Annotated in this window: 15 protein-coding genes and 3 pseudogenes; 8 read left to right on the top strand and 10 right to left on the bottom strand. The window is 71.5% G+C overall.

Going from position 1 to position 16,752, the window contains the following annotated elements; genetic code table 11:
• Positions 1-71: 71 nt before the first annotated feature.
• On the top strand, positions 72-677 hold the full coding sequence (locus ACIGEZ_RS27550; protein ID WP_399836382.1) for a DUF998 domain-containing protein: 606 nt from the start codon (positions 72-74) through the stop codon (positions 675-677).
• Positions 678-753: 76 nt separating this feature from the next.
• Here ACIGEZ_RS27550 and ACIGEZ_RS27545 read toward each other — a convergent pair whose 3' ends face one another.
• The 3 genes and pseudogenes from ACIGEZ_RS27545 to ACIGEZ_RS27535 all read right to left on the bottom strand — a co-directional run bounded on the left by ACIGEZ_RS27545 (position 754) and on the right by ACIGEZ_RS27535 (position 2,700).
• Entirely contained in the window at positions 754-1,107 is a 354-nt protein-coding gene (locus tag ACIGEZ_RS27545) for a helix-turn-helix domain-containing protein (protein ID WP_399836380.1), read from the bottom strand.
• Between the two features lie 66 nt (positions 1,108-1,173).
• Positions 1,174-1,674 (bottom strand): annotated as a pseudogene (locus ACIGEZ_RS27540) (hypothetical protein); the annotation flags it as partial.
• Between the two features lie 208 nt (positions 1,675-1,882).
• A pseudogene (locus ACIGEZ_RS27535) lies at positions 1,883-2,700 on the bottom strand (lipase family protein).
• Between the two features lie 193 nt (positions 2,701-2,893).
• On the opposite strand from ACIGEZ_RS27535, the gene ACIGEZ_RS27530 reads away from it, so the two are divergent.
• The 3 genes from ACIGEZ_RS27530 (at position 2,894) to ACIGEZ_RS27520 (ending at position 5,609) form a co-directional block, all read left to right on the top strand.
• Complete coding sequence (locus ACIGEZ_RS27530) at positions 2,894-3,460, top strand: NADPH-dependent FMN reductase (RefSeq protein ID WP_399835914.1); 567 nt, start codon at positions 2,894-2,896, stop codon at positions 3,458-3,460.
• Positions 3,461-3,747: 287 nt separating this feature from the next.
• Positions 3,748-4,860: an ABC transporter substrate-binding protein gene (locus ACIGEZ_RS27525; RefSeq protein WP_399835912.1), complete on the top strand. Its 1,113-nt coding sequence runs from the start codon at positions 3,748-3,750 to the stop codon at positions 4,858-4,860.
• 362 nt (positions 4,861-5,222) lie between these two features.
• Positions 5,223-5,609, top strand: coding sequence for a VOC family protein (locus ACIGEZ_RS27520; RefSeq protein WP_399835910.1), 387 nt, complete (start codon positions 5,223-5,225; stop codon positions 5,607-5,609).
• A gap of 73 nt (positions 5,610-5,682) precedes the next feature.
• Here ACIGEZ_RS27520 and ACIGEZ_RS27515 read toward each other — a convergent pair whose 3' ends face one another.
• The 3 genes from ACIGEZ_RS27515 to ACIGEZ_RS27505 all read right to left on the bottom strand — a co-directional run bounded on the left by ACIGEZ_RS27515 (position 5,683) and on the right by ACIGEZ_RS27505 (position 9,379).
• On the bottom strand, positions 5,683-6,954 hold the full coding sequence (locus ACIGEZ_RS27515; protein WP_399835907.1) for a ricin-type beta-trefoil lectin domain protein: 1,272 nt from the start codon (positions 6,952-6,954) through the stop codon (positions 5,683-5,685).
• Positions 6,955-7,263: 309 nt separating this feature from the next.
• On the bottom strand, positions 7,264-7,989 hold the full coding sequence (locus ACIGEZ_RS27510) for a dienelactone hydrolase family protein (protein ID WP_399835905.1): 726 nt from the start codon (positions 7,987-7,989) through the stop codon (positions 7,264-7,266).
• A gap of 109 nt (positions 7,990-8,098) precedes the next feature.
• The gene (locus tag ACIGEZ_RS27505; RefSeq protein ID WP_399835903.1) at positions 8,099-9,379 is read right to left on the bottom strand and encodes a GNAT family N-acetyltransferase; all 1,281 of its coding nucleotides are present in this window, start codon (positions 9,377-9,379) and stop codon (positions 8,099-8,101) included.
• A 251-nt stretch (positions 9,380-9,630) separates the two neighbouring features.
• On the opposite strand from ACIGEZ_RS27505, the gene ACIGEZ_RS27500 reads away from it, so the two are divergent.
• From ACIGEZ_RS27500 to ACIGEZ_RS27485, 4 genes and pseudogenes are all read left to right on the top strand, one after another.
• On the top strand, positions 9,631-11,088 hold the full coding sequence (locus ACIGEZ_RS27500) for an MFS transporter (RefSeq protein WP_399835901.1): 1,458 nt from the start codon (positions 9,631-9,633) through the stop codon (positions 11,086-11,088).
• Positions 11,089-11,149: 61 nt separating this feature from the next.
• Positions 11,150-11,818, top strand: coding sequence for a class I SAM-dependent methyltransferase (locus ACIGEZ_RS27495; RefSeq protein WP_399835898.1), 669 nt, complete (start codon positions 11,150-11,152; stop codon positions 11,816-11,818).
• An 85-nt stretch (positions 11,819-11,903) separates the two neighbouring features.
• Positions 11,904-12,008, top strand: a pseudogene (locus tag ACIGEZ_RS27490) (helix-turn-helix domain-containing protein); the annotation flags it as partial.
• A gap of 38 nt (positions 12,009-12,046) precedes the next feature.
• Entirely contained in the window at positions 12,047-12,583 is a 537-nt protein-coding gene (locus ACIGEZ_RS27485; protein WP_399835896.1) for a hypothetical protein, read from the top strand.
• Between the two features lie 61 nt (positions 12,584-12,644).
• On the opposite strand, the gene ACIGEZ_RS27480 is transcribed toward ACIGEZ_RS27485, so the two are convergent.
• The 4 genes from ACIGEZ_RS27480 to ACIGEZ_RS27465 all read right to left on the bottom strand — a co-directional run.
• The gene (locus ACIGEZ_RS27480) at positions 12,645-12,854 is read right to left on the bottom strand and encodes a hypothetical protein (RefSeq protein WP_399835893.1); all 210 of its coding nucleotides are present in this window, start codon (positions 12,852-12,854) and stop codon (positions 12,645-12,647) included.
• A 359-nt stretch (positions 12,855-13,213) separates the two neighbouring features.
• Entirely contained in the window at positions 13,214-13,735 is a 522-nt protein-coding gene (locus ACIGEZ_RS27475; protein WP_399835890.1) for an ATP-binding protein, read from the bottom strand.
• A gap of 332 nt (positions 13,736-14,067) precedes the next feature.
• Positions 14,068-15,885, bottom strand: coding sequence for a protein kinase (locus tag ACIGEZ_RS27470; RefSeq protein ID WP_399835888.1), 1,818 nt, complete (start codon positions 15,883-15,885; stop codon positions 14,068-14,070).
• 528 nt (positions 15,886-16,413) lie between these two features.
• Positions 16,414-16,752: DUF4097 family beta strand repeat-containing protein (locus ACIGEZ_RS27465; protein WP_399835885.1), on the bottom strand; the 339-nt coding region annotated here is incomplete at its 5' end.

The following is a 16,752-nucleotide window of genomic DNA, read 5'->3' as shown; positions in this document are numbered from 1 at the left end:
TGCGCGGACTCACCGTCACGGCGTCGAGGAGACTCGCAGTCGGGGGCCTGCTCTGGGCGTCGTTGGTCCAGATGCTCGTGGTCAACAACGTGATCGTCCTTCCCCACGCCACGAGTCGGAACGTGGTGCGCCAGATCATTTCGGCGCTCGGAGTCACGCGATGCAGTCGCATCGAAGGATTCCGGTTCTGCTCCCCCTGGCACGAGGCCGCCGACGTCGCGTGGATCGTCGGGGGACTGTGCCTGACCCTCGGCGCCGTCCTCAACGCGGCCCTCCTCCCGCCGGGCCGTCTCAGGAACGCGGCCTTCGGGCTACTGGTCGTCAGCGGACTGGGACTCGTGTCCACCGGCCTCAACCCCTACAACCTCCGCCCGAAGCTGCATCTGCTGTCGGCCGGAACGTGCTTCTTCTTCGGAGCCGTCGGCGTACTGCTGCTGGGGGTCATGCTCCGGCGGGCGCGTCGGCCGTACTGGGGCTCGGTCGGCATCGTGTGCGGTGTCGTGTCCGTCGTCTGCGCCGTGCTCACGGGGGTCAGACCCGACCCCAGCGACCAAGGAGCGTTCGAGCGCGCGTCCGCCTGGCCCAGCATCCTGTGGATCATCGCGACCGGTGCGGTCATCGCCTTCTCCGCGTGGCGCACTTCCAGGACTCCGGCGGGGGACCGGGGCGGCCGCTGATCGAGGTGGCAGGTCCAGCGTCGGCGTCGGTCGCCCGGTCCACCGTCGCGTCGCGCCGCGCCTGGGCCGATCACGGTCAGGACTGCTCGAACCCGCTTCCAGTCCTCGCCCGGACGGTGACCGCGCGGTGTTCGGCAGGAGCCACACCGTACGCGTTGCGGAAGGTCCGGCTGAACACGCTGGGACCGGAGAACCCCCAGCGAGCCCCGATCGCCTGCACCGGCACGCCGCTCAACTCCACACGCTCGAGATCCTCGCGTGCGCGCTCGAGCCGGCTCGCACGAATGTGCGCCGCCACGCTGAGGGACCGGCCGCTGAAGAGGGAGTGAAGGGAGCGCAGCGAGATGTTGTGGCGGTCGGCGATCGCCTGAGGGGTCAAGTCCGGGTCACCCAGGTTGTCTTCGATGAAACGGGTGACCCGCTGAAGCATCAGTTGGGCGCGGACCTCGGCCGGCGCCGCGCGGGGGCTGCCGAGCTGTTGTGCCAGACACGCCGTCGCCAGGTCGAGGGCGACGGACCCCATGCCGGCGAGCTCCGACGGCCCACAGCTCGGGCCGTGGTCGACCAGGGTCTTCAGGAAGCCGGCAAGGATCGCCCCGGTCCCCGTGTCGCCGCGGATGCCCTGCGCGACGAGCTCGTCGACCCTGTCCTGCCGCAACGGCAGGATCGAGCGGGGGATCTGCAGAATGACCGTCTCGGACCGCTCCTCCGTGCTGGAGCCCTCACTCGGCCGTGACGTGTCCGTCAGCACGAGGTTGCCGGTCGCCACGGAGTCCTGACGGTCCCCTTGGGCTATCCGGAACGGCCCCCGAGTGACCAGTGCCAGCTGGTAGTGCTCGGGATCCCCCCTGCGGACATGCGCCGTCGTGCGGTAGGACAGCACGGGCGAGCAGCTCACCGTCGACAGTCGCAAGGCCCCGAGATCGAGTTCGGACACCTCCGCGTCGAAGCCTGCCGCGTGCAAGGCGCTGAGCCGCACGGGCATGACGTGGTTCGACACGGTGTCACAGAACCACTCGAACTTCTCGGTCGAGGTGGATCGTCCTGTCTGCTGATGCTCTGATTCCACGTACGTCCCCTGCTCTCGCCGCGCTCCAACGATTATCCGGCACGATTCGCGAGGCGTTCCGGGAGGCGTTCCGGGAGGCGGCGGGCGCCCGGGCCGGGCGGGTGCGTGGGCCTCAGGCGCCGCTGCGTGGCCGTGGTCAGGTGAGGTTGTTGCGCAGGTGCGTGATGTAGCGGTCGATGGCGTGGTCGCGCACTCCGTCGCTGGTGGGGGCGAAGGGGTCCGCGGTGGCACCCTTGATCTTGTCGGCGAGCAGGCCGACGGCGGGCATGCGGTCGTGGACCCGGCCCGCGGAGTCGATGTAGCGAACCGCGTCGACGTGGTGGAACGCGGGGCCGGAGGGACCAGGGGGACGATGTCGTTGTTGTTGACGAACCTGAAGGTGCGGCCCTTGAGCGCGGCGTCGTACGCCGTGGCCAGCAGCCGGTCGCACGTACGGGGCTGACCGTAGGTGTAGACGCCGTGAGGGGTCAGGTTCGGAGCCTCGAAGTACATGCGGGCGCCGGCGAGCATGGCCAGAGCGCCACCGAGGCTGTGCCCGGTGAACCACACCGTCTGGTCGTCGTCCTTGAATTCGGCGACGGTGTCGCGGATCTGCGGGTGCACGACGTCCAGGGCGCGGTGGAAGCCGAAGTGGACGAAGCCCTTCCTGGCGGGGCCGGGGACGGGCGGGGTGGTGGTGTCGGTGAGCCAGTCGCGGATCTGCTGGGACTCGGTGCCGCGGAACGCGACCAGCACCATGCGGTCCGAGGCGGCGACGTAGGCCTGGGTGTCCTCGATCGGGAACGGCATCGTGTGCGGGGACGTGAAGTGCCGGAACCGGTCGAACCCCCATTCCCGGGCCTGCCGTTCGGCCTCTTCCGGGGTCTTGTAGGCGGCACGGGCGGCCTGGGCGAGCCAATAGGCATGAGACAGGGAGTAACCGGAAGCGGAGTGATCCGGGGCGGGGACGGACACGGCGGGTCGACCTTTCGACGAACGAGCCGGAGACGTTCGTCGATCTTGGCTCTCGCGGAGGTCGCGGCATGGGAAGGGTGCGAGGCATTCGGCGGGCGCACGAACGTATTCGGCGGGGCACGTGTGCGCCCCGCCGAGCCCCCCGGCGACAACACGTTGGCCAAGGGCCCGACGATCTGCCTAGGTTGGGAGGATGTCGACTCCACCGTTGATCCTCCTGCTGTCGGGAAGCCTGCGGGCCGCCTCCACCAACGAGGCCGTGCTGCGCACCGCGCAAGCGCTCGCTCCCTCGGTCGGACTGCGCGCGGTCCGTTACGAGGGCCTCGCGGACCTTCCGCACTTCAGCCCCGACGACGACACCGACCCGCTTCCGGCGCCCGTGACCGCGCTCCGGGCGGTCATCGAGCAGGCGGCCGGCCTCCTGATCTGCACCCCCGAGTACGCGGGGACGCTGCCGGGGTCGTTCAAGAACCTGCTCGACTGGACGGTCGGCGGCACCGAGATCACCGACAAGCCGGCCGCCTGGGTCAACGCGGCCGCCCCCGGCCGCGGTCAGGGAGCGGAGGCCACCCTGCGGACCGTGCTCGGATACACCGGCGCCCACGTGGTGTTGCCGGCCTGTCTGAGGCTCCCGGTGGACCGGGGAACGCTCGCTGCCGACGGGCTCATCACCGATCCGGAGGCCCGCCGGCGCCTCGGCGAGGCCCTCGGGCTCCTGTCGGCCTCCGCAGAGCAGGTGGCCGTACCGGACCGCGCGTGACTCCCGGGAAGGAAGGACCGTGGTGCGACACCCTCCCGAGCTCCCGGAGCCGATCGCCGCCCTGCCCGCTCCCGCGGCAGGTCGACGTCAGGAGCCACCACCTCACACGACTGCCCGGCGGGGCTGCGTGGTCCTGTTGCAGGGACTGGGGCCCGGGGGCCGGCGGGGTCATGGGCCGGGGCTGCCGAAACCGGCCATCAACGGCTCCGTTACTCTCGGCGCCACTGACGTCCACTCAGCCGTGTGGGCAAGCTGCCTCCGAACCGTCACTGGGGAGACGCCGTCGTATGACCACGCCACCATCGCCACCGGGAGCGGAGCGGACCGACGGACCGACCGTGCGGATCGGCGCCCTCGCTCCGCTGACCCGGCCTGGCTGGGTCGAGGCCGGCCGGCACTTGTCGGCCGGACTCGAGCTGGCCGTACGCGAAGTCAATGACGCCGGAGGAATCGCCGGAAAGCCGCTCGAGCTGGTGGTCCGGGACACCGCGGCCGATCCGGAGCGGGCCGCGGCGGTCGTGGACGAACTGGCCGGCCTGGGCGTGGCTGCCCTGGCGGGGGAGTATCACAGCGTCGTCGCTCGCGCCGCCGCTGCCAGGGCCGACGCCCTCGGCCTGCCGTACCTCTGCTCGTCAGCGGTTCTCGACGCGCTCACCGAACAGCCGACTGGGTGGGTGGCCCGCCTCTGCCCGCCGCAGTCCCGCGGCTGGCACGTCTACGCGGACTTCCTCTTCGGCGCGGGCCACCGCCGGATCGCCGTAGCGGCCCAGCCGAGTGTCTACTGGGCATCCGGGACCCGCATTCTGCGGGACTACCTCGCTCCGCGCGGCGGCTCCGTCTTCGAGCTCGACATGAGTGCGCTCACCCCCGCGGCGGTGTGCGACGAACTCGTCGACCAACGCGCGACCGCTCTCCTCCTCCTGGTCGGCCACCCGGAGCCGGCAGTGTCGATCGTCAAGTCCGTCCGCAACGACCAGCGCCTCGCCGAGATCGTGATGGGCGCTCCTGCCGGGCAACCGGAGCTCGCCGAATGGGCGTCATCGCTCGGCGACGACGGCGCCGGGATCCCGTTCCTGCGCTACCTGCCCGAGCGCCTCACCCCACTCGGCGCACGAGTCGAGAAGGCCCTTCGCGAGCGGCTGGCAGAAGCGCCCTCCTTCGTCGCCTTCGAGGGCTACGACACGATCGCCGTCCTCGCCGATCTGCTGCGCTCTCACGGCACGGACCGGGCGCGCATCGCCGAAGCCTGGCCGCACGTCGCCGTCGAAGGCACCCGCGGAAGGATCCGTTTCTCGCGCACGCCGGGCGTCGGTGTGTGGCAATGGACCGGGACGCCCATCCAAGTCGTCGACCGAGACCCGGAGAAGCCCGACCACTTGCGCGTCCTCCACGCCGGCTGAGAGCGCGGGAGGTCCGACTGCCCGGATCTACTCGGACGAGGTCACCCCCAGGCCTACCGGCGCACCCTCCGCGGCCTGTTCATGGACGGACTCGTCGCCCGCCCTCGGGCACGCCCGCCCCGGTTTCGCCGCCGATCAGCTGCTCATCCTCGTCGACGGCCTCCTCGCCACCGGTGCGAAACCGCCGGCCCGGCCCGGCCCGACTTGATGAGGTCGGGGGAGGCGGGTGCGGCTTTCGCGGCGGTCCCGGCACGCGCTGGTGATCAACAAGGTAGAAAGATCCCTGGTGCCCGACCGGCACCACCCGCACGGCCGGTCGCCGGCCCGTGGTGGGGCAGTCCCACACGACCCGAGGATCCCTCATGCGTGTCAAAGCCTTCGACCATCTCGTCCTCAACGTGACGGACGTCGACAAGGCCCTGGAGTTCTACACCGGCGCTCTGGGCCTGGCACCCGAGCGGGTGGAGGAGTGGCGGGCCGGCAAGGTGTCCTTCCCGTCCATACGCATCGACGAGAGCACCGTCATCGACCTCTTCGCCCGCCCGCGCGGCGAGTCCAACGTCGACCACATCTGCCTGGTCGTGGACCCCCTCGACTGGCAGGAGGTCATCGATTCCGGAACGTTCGACGTCATCGAGGGCCCCGTTCCGCGCTGGGGCGCCCGCGGCTCGGCCCAGTCGGTCTATGTAAAGGACCCCGACGGCAACACCGTCGAACTGCGCTGGTACCCGCAGGACGCCGACGTCTGAGGCAGTCGGCCCGCTACGCGGCGGCGCAGGGTGACTCGCTGGGCGAGGTCGGTCTCGAGCCGGGCGGCCGGGGTCAACCCGTGAAGGTCCACTTCTGGTTCGGGTTCCCGCTGCACGACCAGAGTTGTACCGGGGTCGCGTCGGCCGAGTTGTTCTCGCGGACGTCCACGCATTTGTCGGCCGGGATGTTCACCAGGTCCCGGGTGGTGCCGTTGTAGTCGAAGCGCTGGGCACCCGTGCCGTTGCAGTCCCACAGCTGGACCTTGGCGCCCGATGCGGTGGAGCCGCCGTTGACGTCCAGGCACTTGCCGAGTGCCCGTACGGTTCCGTCGCCCGGCAGCGTCCAGCGCTGGGCGGCGGTGCCGTTGCAGGTGTAGAGCTGGACCTGGGTACCGTTGGCGGACTGCGCCCCGGCCACGTCCAGGCACTTGCCCGCCAGGCCGACGAAGGTGCCGGTGGGACCGCCGCCCCCGCCGCCGTCCGACGTGGTGACGCGCACGTAGTCGACGACGAGCCGGCTCGGGAAGGGGGTCGACCCGTCCGGGTTGCCCGGCCAGTCGCCGCCCACCGCGAGGTTCAGGATCAGGAAGAACGGCTTGTCGAACACCCACTGCCTGCCGCCGAGATCGGCGGGCGTGCGGCGCTGGTAGACCTGCCCGTCCACCGACCAGCTGACGGAGCCCGGCGCCCAGTCGACGGCGAACGTGTGGAAGTCGTCGGCGAAGGCGCGGCCGCCCGAGAGGGTGTACGCGGCACCGATCCCGCCGCCGCCCGAGTACCCCGGCCCGTGGAGGGTGCCGTGGACGGTCGACGGCTCGTACCCGACGTTCTCCATGACATCGATCTCGCCGCTGTTCGGCCAGCCGACCTGGCCGATGTCATGGCCGAGCATCCAGAACGCCGGCCACATGCCCTGCCCGCGCGGCACCTTCATCCGGGCCTCGACGTGCCCGTACGTCTGGGTGAACCGGCCGGCGGTGTTCAGCCGGGCGGACGTGTACTCGCACCGGCCGTACCAGCACTGGTAGTTGCCGGGATTCTCGCGCCGGGCGGTGATCACCAGATTGCCGCCACCGTCGAGAGCGGCGTTGGCCGCGCCCGGCGTGTACCACTGCCGCTCATGGTTGTTGACGTTGTCCCCGGTCTCGATCTGCCACTTGCCGGGGTCGACACCCGCGCCGGCCGGGCCGTCGAAGGTGTCCTCGAAGGTGACGGCGCCGGCGGCCGCCGCCGGAGCGGGTCGCGGGGTGGCCGACGTGGCGGGTCCCGAGCTGAGGGCGAGGGTCAGAGCGGCGGTGGCGACCGCCGCAAGGCGTAACGCACGGCTGAGTGAAGGCACGGACATGGAGGGCCTCGATTCCAGGAAGGTCTGGACTTGAGCGTGGTCGAGTGAACCCTGTTGTCGTGCCCCGGTCAAGAGTTTGGGAGCGCTCTCAGTCGCGCGTGTCCGGCCGCGTCGCGCGACGCGGCCGGACACCGACGTGCTCGTGCTGCCGTCACCGGGTCGGGCCGGCGCCGGTGGGGTACGCGTACGCATTGGCCCCGCCGCCCGGAACCGGGTCGACGCTCACCAGCACGCGCTACTCCCCGCGACCGGAAACCGCCGCCGCGGGCCCGAACCGGCGGCGGGTCCGTGCGCCCGGCGCGCTCTGGCTCATGGCGCCACGGGCAGGCAATCGGCGAGCAGTTCGACGATGTCGCGCCACGCTCGCTGCGCGTGCTGTGGGTGGTAGCCGACTCCGGGGACCACCTCCTGGTCGACCGGCGGGTGGTGGAAGGCGTGCAGGGCTCCGCCGTAGACCACCAGGCGCCAGTCGACGCCCGCGGCCTGCATCTCGGCCGTGAACGCCTCCCGTTGCGCGGGCGACATGATGGGGTCTTCCGACCCCACCCCGGCCCACACGGGGCAACGGATGCGCGCCGCCTCGCCCGGTCGGCCCGTGGTGAGCGCGTTGACCGTCCCGATCGCGCGCAGGTCGACGCCGTTCCGCCCGAGTTCCAGCGCGATCGCGCCCCCGGTGCCGTAGCCGATGGCGGCGATGCGGTCGGGGTCGGTCCGCGGTTCGGCGCGCAGCACATCGAGTGCCGCGTGGCCGATGTCCCGCATCCGGCCGGGGTCGGCGAGCAGCGGGGTGACGCGCGCCAGCATCTCCTGTGGGTCGGTGAACCAGCGCCCGCCGTGGATGTCGAAGGCCAGCGCCACGTACCCGAGTTCGGCGAGTGCGTCGGCCCGGCGGCGCTGGAAGTCGTTGAGGCCCGTCCCCTCGGGCCCGATCAGGACAGCGGGCCTGCGGTCGCCACCGTCGGGGAGGGCGAGGTGCCCGATCATCGTCAGGCCGTCGGCCGGGTATTCGACCGTGCGCGTGGTGACTGTCGTCATGAGACTGACGGTACTGACTGTCGAGCGTGGTCGGGCCGGTCTTCACCCTCGGCAGAACATCGCCGTCGAGTGGCGACGTCAGAGAGCCGGCCCCGTGGCGAGCGCGCGGTCAGAACCAGTGCAGGCAGTGCGGGGAGCGCTCGGCGCGGAAGAGGGTGTCAGCGAGAGCGGCCGCGCCCGGGTGGTGGGCCCGGATGTGTCCGGCACGCACGAGAGTGCTCGGGGCGGTGCCGCCCAGGTAGACCGAGCCCAGGTCGCTCACGTCCAGGGACAGGTCGGGCTTCCGGTCCGTCGCGACGCATTCGGCCTTGCCGCCCCGGACGGTCAGCAGATACCGGTCATGCTCGCCGAGGAACGGGTCGTCGACATCGAGGACGACCTCGCCGTCGGCGAACCAGCCGCGCGCGGTCAGCGCACGCGGGACGTCAAGCAGCCGCACCCAGAGCCAGTCGGTGTCGCCGCTCACCTCGCCGGCGCGGAAGTCCGCGAACTGCCAGCGCAGCGGGTGCTCGGGCGGGACGTGCTTGAACACGACCTGAGAGACCAGGTCGTGTCCGAGCACGAACCGGGCCAGGGCCGTGAAGACGGCGTCGTCGGTGGCGATGGTCTCGTCGACCGTCAAGGTCGCGGGGTCGCCGACCGAGTAGCTGGCGTACCCGTCCGGGACGCCGTCGGCGTCCCGGTGGACGGCGACGTAGCGCGGCGCCGGCGAGATCGGGGGCTGCCCCGCGCGCAGCGCCCACCAGCGGTGCGGCCGGGACAGCGCGCCGGGCTGTGCGCGGCGGTAGCGGTCGTAGACCTGTTCCAGAATCCCGCCGCACTCGGCGCGACGCAGCACCTCGACCGAGCCGGTGTCCGAGCCGGTGTCCGGGCCGAGGCCCGAGCTGCTGCCCGAGCCGAAGTCCGAGCCGGCGCCTGGCCCGTCGGCCGTCGTACGCGCCCGGGGAACGGCGAGGGCCGCCTGGTCGCGCCGCACCGTAAGCCGCTGCGTGTAAGTGGCCGGGCCGTAGCCGAACCTGCCGTAGATCGGGGCCTCAGAGGCCAGCAGCACGGAGAGGAACTCCCCACGGGCCTGCAACTCGGCGAGCTGATGCCGCATCATCGTGCTGAGCACGCCCTGGCGACGGTGCGAGGGCAGGACGCCGACGGCGGTCACCCCGGCGGCCGGGACGGGGTTCCCACCGGGCAGGGTGAGATCGAAGGAGTACGCGGCGGCGGTGCCGACGGGCCGCCCCTCCGCCGTCACGGCGAGCAGGCACCGGTCCGTTTCGAGTGCCGACCACCACAGCCCACCGCCCTCGACCGGGGTTTCCGGGAAGCGCCCGAACGCGGCATGGACGGTGTCGACGAAGACGTCAAGGTCGTCATCGGTCGTGGAACGGATCTCCATTGCTGCGGTTGCCTCCTCGGGATTCCGGCTCCACCTCTCGTGGCGCCCGGCCACAGTGCATCGTCGACCCGCGGCCACGGCAAGCGAATTACGGCGGGGGCCCGCGGGCCGGGGTCACAGCACAGCCCGGACCCGCCCCCGCGACACCGCCTGCCACCTCCCACGCGCGCCGCCATCAGGGACCTTCGTGACATACTGGTGCATTCCTGTACGTGCCGAACCCTACGGGCTCCCCGCCAAGGAGTGCTGCTGTGGCATCTGTCGGGGCGACGCGACCCAGCGGGCTCGGCTGGAACCGTGACACGGCGATCCTCGCGCTGCTGTCGTTCGCCATGTTCACGGTTTCGCTCGACCAGTACATCGTCGTCGTCGCACTGCCCGACATCGCCCTCGACCTGGGCTACTCCGCGCAGACCCTGCAATCAGTGATCAGCGCCTACGCCGTCTCCTCCGCCGGTTTCCTGCTGTTGGGCGGACGGGCCGCGGACCTCCTCGGGCGGCGCCGGATCCTGGCCACCGGCCTCGCCCTCTACGCGGCCGCGGCGCTCGTGGGCGGACTGGCGACCGCGCCCGCAACGCTCCTGGCCGCCCGCGCGGTCCAGGGCCTCGGCGGAGCGCTGGTCTTCCCCACCACGCTGGCCCTCATCAACGTCACCTTCCGCGAAGGCCGCGTACGCAACCGCGCGTTGGGGATCTGGGGCGGTGCCGGCGCCGCCGGACTGGTGGTCGGCGTACTCCTCGGAGGGCTGCTGACCCACGCCTTCGGCTGGGAGGCGGTGTTCCTCGTCAACGTGGCCCTCGCGGTCCCCGCACTCCTCCTCGCCTTCGTCCTGATCCCCCGTGACCCGCGGCGCGACCGGACCCGCAGATTCGACCTGCCCGGTGCGCTCAGCGTCACCCTCGGGGTCACCCTGATCGTGTTCGCGCTGGTCCAGGGACCGGGGCTCGGCTGGCTCTCGCCCGGCATCCTGCTCAGTGCGGCGGCCGGACTCCTCCTGCTGGCGGTCTTCGTGCTCGTCGAGCGGCGGAGCAGCGACCCACTCGTGCCGCCACGGCTGCTGGCCAACGCCAGCCTTGTCACGAGCGTCGTCATCGGGTTCATGTTCATGGCGACCTTCGGCTCGGTGCTGTACTTCCTCTCGCTCCACTTCCAGCAGGTCCTCGGCTACGACGCCTTGGAGACCGGCGCCGGCTTCGTCGTCCCGACAGCGGTCGTCGTCGCGGGATCGACGATCGCGGGGCAGCTCGTGACGCGTTTCGGCCTGCGACGCACACTGCTCGGCGCCCTCGCCGTCGGTGCGGTCGGTGCCCTGCTGCTCGGCGCGGCAGTCTCCCCGGACGGCTCGTACGCAGAACTGGTCCCGGGCCTTGTCGCGCTGAGCGCCGGTGACGGCATCGTCTTCACGGGCATGTTCATCGCCGCCGGCACCGGGGTGTCCGACCGGGATCAGGGCATCGCCGCGGGGATCGCCTCCACCGGCTCCGGGATGGGCGCCGCCGTGGGCCTCGCGCTGTTGGTGCTGGTGGCGACGGCGGGCCTCGACGGACTCACGGGGCAGCAGTTGCGCGAGGGCACCGCCCAAGGGATCAGCGACGCCCTGTTCGTGGTGGCGGCGGGCATCGCCCTGACCTTCCTCGTCGCCCTGTTCCGGCTCGGGGAAGGACCCCGAGCGGCGTCGCTGCCACCGCGCCAGGGCCGGCGCTGCTGACAGCCGCCCGACGACTCGGCGGAGCCGATGCTCCTCGAGACGGCTACCCTATCGTTGGCTGATGCGCGCACACCGAATCGACCGCCCGGCAGATCTCGACGTCGTCCGAGAGTCCTATGACCGCGTGGCCGACAACTACGCCCACATGGTGGTGACGACGGGAGTCGGTGACATCCGCACCCACCCATGGCTCAAGGCATCGATCGACGCTTTCGCCGACACCGTGAGCGGCCTTGGGCCCGTCCTCGACGTCGGCTGCGGGCCCGGAACGGTGACCGCCTACCTCGCCGAACGCGGACTCGACGTGTCCGGGGTCGATCTCTCACCCCGCATGATCGAAAACGCGCGCCGCCTCCATCCGCAATGCCGCTTCGGCGTCGCCTCCGCCACCGACCTCGACCTCGGAGAAGCCTCCCTGGGCGGCGTGCTCGGGTGGTGGTCACTGTTCAACCTCCCCCGCGACGTCCTTCCCCAGGTTCTCGCTCACTTCGCGCGTGCCCTGAAGCCCGGCGGCCACCTCATCACCGCAACGCACGTCGGCGACGAAGACCTGGTGCGCACCGAGGCCTACGGGGCAATGCCCGTCCGCTGGACCACTCACCAATGGCGGCCGGAACAGTTCGTGGACCTGATCGAGCAGGCCGGACTGCGCCCGGTAGCCGAACTCCGGCTCCCCGCGGACGAGCAGAGCGGGCCCGGCGTGGTCATCATGGCCAGGCGCCCCGCCTGAGGACCGGTCGGGGCGCCACGCCCGGCACGGAAGCACTGCGCCCTCCGTGCACAAGCCGTAGACCAACTGGCGTACGGTGATGGGCATGCAGCTTCGCCATTCCTTCCGCCGCCATCCGAACGGGCCTCAGCGTTCCGCGCCGGCCAGGGCGTTCGGGTGTGCGCGGGTGGTCTGCAACGACGCGAGGCGACCGGAAGGGACCGGATGAGAGCGCGGACGATCGTGGGCGTGGCGGTATCGGCCTGTGTGGCGCTGGTGGCGTGCGCGTGCGGTCCGGGGAAGTCGCAGGAGGACGCCGGTGCGAAGCCTTCGCAGCCGTCGGCGTCCACACCGGCGAAGGAGCCGTCGGCCGCGCCGTCCGTGTCCGCCCGGACCGGGAAGCCGTCGGCCCCTCCGGCCGGCGACCAGCTCGCGCCCAGGACGAAGGAGGGCGCGATCCGGCGGTACGAGCAGTACCTCCACGCCCTCGGCCGTGAGGACATCGACACGGTCTGCGAAGTGGCCGGGCCGGCCGCGAAGAAGGCACAGGACGAGGGGTTCGGCCCGTGCACGTCGACGTACGTCGCCGTGTTCCAGATGATCTCGCCCGCGCAGAAGAAGGCCCTGCAGACCGCGACGGTCGACCCGCAGCGGATCGTCGTGCGCACGCCGGACAAGATCGAGATGCCGGTCGAAGCGGTCCGGGCCTCCGCCACGTTCTCCGAGAGCGACCTCGGCAGCTACACCCTGGAGTACCTCAAGAAGGACTGGTACATCACCGACTGAACCCGCGCCCTACCCGGAGCCCGCTCGCTCGGTCGGGGCCCGGCGACTCCTTCGCCGGGCGCTACCCGGCAGCCACGACCGGGCCGGCCGTGACCTGAGGAGGGTTGGGGAGCAGCGACGCGAGGTTGTCCCTGACGAAGTCCGCCGCCTCCCTGACCGACGCTTCGGCCCCGGCCCGGTCTTCGAAGACGCTGGTGGAGACCATCACTCCGTCCCCCGCGTCCACCCAGTAGTAAGCCACGAAACCGGGGACCCGGCGGAGGAGAGGCACGAATCCCTCGTCCACCCGGCGACCTGCCTCGGCAGAGTCGGTCACTCCTTCGTAACGCCGAATCACCGCGTACATCGCTGATCTCCTCGTGAGTCCCAAGGCCACCTTGCGCGAAACGACCTACCCCCACCGGGCGTCTCCCGCTCGGGGGACGTCCGGAAGTGACCCGGATAGGCGCACCGACCACGACTCGCGTGCCCGCCGGAGGGTCCGCCGCTGGTGTCGCCGCTCGGGGTGATCCGCTCGACGGCCGAGTTCGGGCGGTCCCTTGGGCTGTACGCGGGTGTCGAGATCGCCCGCCATCGCCGCGGCGCTCGTACGCCCGCCCCGATGGCGAGCGGGCAGCCGGGCCGGCGGCCTCACCCCGTGACGGCCTCGGCGATCCGCAGGGCGGCCTGGGCGGGCGTGAGGTGTGTGGTGTCGACGACCTCGGCCTCGCCGTGCAGCCACGTGCGGGCTGCCTCGGCGTAGGGCTCGAGGTGTTGGAGGCGGAAGGATGAGGGGCCCAAGACGACGTCCCCCTCGATGCGTCCGCGCAGGGTGTCCTGATCGGCGTGGAGGACGAAGTGCCGTACCGGAATGGCATGGCGGGCGAGGCCCGTACTGATCTCGCGCCAGTACTCCTCGACCAGGACGGTCATGGGCATCACCAGCGTGCCGCCGGTGTAGTCGAGGACGCGGCGGGCGGTCTCGACCACGAGTGGCCGCCACGGGGGCCAGTGCTGGAAGTTGTCCGTGGCGGGCAGCCCCGGCGTGATGTCCATGAGTGTCTCGCCGACCTTCTCGGCGTCGAACACCCGTGAATCCGGGATCAGTTGCCGCACAAGCGCACTGGTCGTCGTCTTGCCTGCGCCGTGGGTGCCGTTGAGCCAAACAATCATGGTGCCGAGGCTAGCGGTCAGCAGGTCGGTGTGCGGCAGCCGCGTACGTGGTGACCTGCGTGGCGATGTCCGTCCTGCATCACCTGATGGCGCAGCCCGGTGCGGTGCTCGAGCAGGTCGTCCACCTGTCCGCCTCCGCGCTCGCCGGTGTCGCGCGGTTCGCGGTGCGCCTCGTCGTCTTCGCGCGGAAGCGCTCGCAGGTCACGAGCGCCGTCCGCACCGCCTGCCCCGTTCGCGTGACCGCGGTCCGCGTCCCGGCTCCGGTAGGCCCCGTGGCGGTCTGCCCCGTGGCGTGCCGGTTTCCGCCCGGGCGGCGAGCCGGCGGCGGAGCGTCAACAGCGGGCGAGAGTGCCGCCGTCGACGGTGGACTTGTCGCCGAACACCCAGCCTTCGGTGTCCGTGCCCGAGATACGGGCGTAGATCCACTTGTTGGCATGGGCGTTGGTGACATAGCACTCGTAGGAGATCTTCGTGCCGGACTTGAGCTCGGTCACATAGGAGCACTCCGCGTACGGCCCGGTGTAGAGGTGGGTGTTCTGGGACGCCCGGCCGTAGCCGCTGCTGCTGTTCGAGTGGGCCCAGCCGGTGCACGCCGTCGATACCGGGGTGGGCTCCTTCACCGTTGCCTTCGGCGTCGCCTTCGGAGAGGCTGCCGGGCTCCCGGCCGGCTTGTCACCTCGGTCGCTGGGCGCCGGCGTGGGACCCGTCTGCTGGTCCTCATCCTTCTTCGAGGGGGTGCTGGACGGCGTCTCGCCGGGGTTGACGGACGTCAAGTCCCCCGGGGAGGTCGGACCGCCGGTCGTGTCGCCGGCGTCGGACAGGTCACCGCCGGCGGTGGTGCTCGCCGCGGGAAGTGCCGTGTCCGGCTCGCCGCCGCCCTCGACGCCCCGCATGTCCATCAGGGCGTAGGCGACTCCGCCGCAGGTGAGGACGGTGGCGGCCGCCACCGCGACGATGGTACGGGTGCGCCGGCGCCGCGCCCGGACCATCGTGGCACGGGTCTCGGAACGGCTGTAGTGACCGGCGGGTATCCCGGGCGCCATGCCAGGCTGCGGTGCGCCCGCCGCCGGAGGAGCGGCGTAGACGCCGGCCGACACGGGGGAAGCGACGGGCTGGGGGGCGGGCCCGGAGAGCGGTGCGGCGGCGGGACCGAAGCCCGCCTGAGCGACGGGCGGGGGAGCGGGCTGGGAGAACGGCGCGGCGACGGCGGGACCGAAGCCGGGGGGAGTGACGGGCTGGGGCGCCGGTGCCGCCGCGAGGTCCGCCCTCCTGCCGCCGGCGGCCGCCTCCAGCATCTCGCGCGCCTGCGCGGCGTCGGGCCGCTGCTGCGGGTCCTTGGCCATCAGCGCCCGCAGCACCGGGGCGAGCGGTCCGGCGCGCCGGGGCTCCGGCAGCGGTTCGCCGACGATCGCCGCCAGCGTGGACCACACCGACGTACGACGGAAGGGCGAAGCCCCTTCCACGGCCGCGTACAGCGTCATGCCGAGCGCCCAGATGTCCGATGCGGCGCCCGGTACCTGGCCCTGGGCGCGCTCCGGTGGAAGGTAGTCGAGAGAGCCGACGATCTGACCGCTCTGGGTCAGCTTGGCCAGGGCCTCGTCGCCGGAGGTCTCCATGCTGGCGATGCCGAAGTCGGTGAGAACGACCCGGCCTCCCCCATAGCCTCCGGCAGGGGAGGTGCCCCCACGCTCCAGCAGTACGTTGCCGGGCTTGACGTCCCGGTGGAGGACCCCGGCCCGGTGTGCCGCGTCGAGCGCGTCCATCAGCTTGGCACCGATCGCGGCCGCTTCGCGCGGATCAAGTGAGCCGCGCTCCGCCAGCACGTCGTCGAGGGACGGCCCGTCGACCAACTCCATGACGATGACCGGCAGCCCCTGCTCCTCGACCACGTCGTGCACGGTGACCACACCGCTGTGCCGGATGCGGGCGGCGGCCTGGGCCTCCCTCTGCATCCGGACCCGCAGGTCGGCCAGTTCGGCCGGGGAGGCGTCGGTATAGGCCCGCAGGACCTTGACGGCGACCTCGCGGTTCAGCAACTGGTCCACCGCCCGGGCGACCACACCCATGCCACCGCGGCCGATCGTCGCGGTCACGCGGTATCGCCCGCCCAGAACCTCGCCGGTCAGATCCGCGCCGTTCTCCCCCGTCACCTGTCACATCCCGTTCGTCGCACTGTTCGAAATTCGCCGTGTGGCGGGCACCAGGGTAGGGGTTCGCGAATGTGCGAGTGCGCACGGCCCAGCCCTCGGCAGGCAGATCGCACCTCCAACAGCCGTGATCGGCAAGACATCTCACCTGAGATCAGGACTTTGGCCGTGCGGACCCGAACCCCTCCTCGCGGCCGTGGAGAACGTTCCCCGGAGGGCGACTGCGCCTGGAGCGGTTCGCCGCTCCCGCCGTCGAACGGGCCGGTGAAGACGAGGAGTTTGGGGTCGAGTGCCGTACGTCGGGCCTGACGCTTCCATGCTTGCGAAGTTCCGCATCCGGGAGACCGGGTGCGGCTGCTTCTCCGAGAAGACCGACCAGCGGGGCGTCAACGTACCAGCAGGACCTCGGTGTGGTCCGCCTGCGCCGGTTGTACCGGGCGGAGGCGGAGGTGCCGTCCTCGGTACGTTCCTGAGGGCGCAGGCCGCGCCACTCGGGCAGCCTCAGCTGCCCATGAGGCGTGCGCTTCCTCCTCATGAGTGGCTGCGGGCGGTGATGTCGCCGTGGGCGGTGGTGGCGTGGATGTTCAGGCCGGCGGTGGTGCCGTCGGTGTTGGTCAGGGCGTTGTGGATGCGGCCGTAGGTGGTGCCGGCGTCGAGGGTGGCGGAGGTGCCGCGGGCGGCGCCGACGGTGATGTCGCCGGATTCGGTGCGCAGGGTGACGGTGCCGCGGTGGGCCTCGGTGATGGTCAGGTCGCCCTTCTGGGTGCCGATCTGGGCGGGGCCGGTGAGGCGGCCGATGGTGATGTCGCCGGCCTGGAGGGTGACGCGGGTGCTCGCGGTCTCGTCGAGCTTCACGGTGGCCTGGGCGGC

It is taken from the genome of Streptomyces sp. NPDC085481, from assembly GCF_044541845.1.
GTDB lineage: Bacteria > Actinomycetota > Actinomycetes > Streptomycetales > Streptomycetaceae > Streptomyces.
This window is presented reverse-complemented; position numbering and strand designations above follow the sequence as displayed.

Excerpts from the sequence above, each read along its gene's own strand:
- ACIGEZ_RS27550 (WP_399836382.1), top strand. The coding sequence starts at position 72 with ATGCTCGTGGTCAACAACGTGATCGTCCTTCCCCACGCCACGAGTCGG.
- ACIGEZ_RS27545 (WP_399836380.1), bottom strand. The coding sequence starts at position 1,107 with ATGCTTCAGCGGGTCACCCGTTTCATCGAAGACAACCTGGGTGACCCG.
- ACIGEZ_RS27530 (WP_399835914.1), top strand. The coding sequence starts at position 2,894 with ATGTCGACTCCACCGTTGATCCTCCTGCTGTCGGGAAGCCTGCGGGCC.
- ACIGEZ_RS27525 (WP_399835912.1), top strand. The coding sequence starts at position 3,748 with ATGACCACGCCACCATCGCCACCGGGAGCGGAGCGGACCGACGGACCG.
- ACIGEZ_RS27520 (WP_399835910.1), top strand. The coding sequence starts at position 5,223 with ATGCGTGTCAAAGCCTTCGACCATCTCGTCCTCAACGTGACGGACGTC.
- ACIGEZ_RS27515 (WP_399835907.1), bottom strand. The coding sequence starts at position 6,954 with ATGTCCGTGCCTTCACTCAGCCGTGCGTTACGCCTTGCGGCGGTCGCC.
- ACIGEZ_RS27510 (WP_399835905.1), bottom strand. The coding sequence starts at position 7,989 with ATGACGACAGTCACCACGCGCACGGTCGAATACCCGGCCGACGGCCTG.
- ACIGEZ_RS27505 (WP_399835903.1), bottom strand. The coding sequence starts at position 9,379 with ATGGAGATCCGTTCCACGACCGATGACGACCTTGACGTCTTCGTCGAC.
- ACIGEZ_RS27495 (WP_399835898.1), top strand. The coding sequence starts at position 11,150 with ATGCGCGCACACCGAATCGACCGCCCGGCAGATCTCGACGTCGTCCGA.
- ACIGEZ_RS27475 (WP_399835890.1), bottom strand. The coding sequence starts at position 13,735 with ATGATTGTTTGGCTCAACGGCACCCACGGCGCAGGCAAGACGACGACC.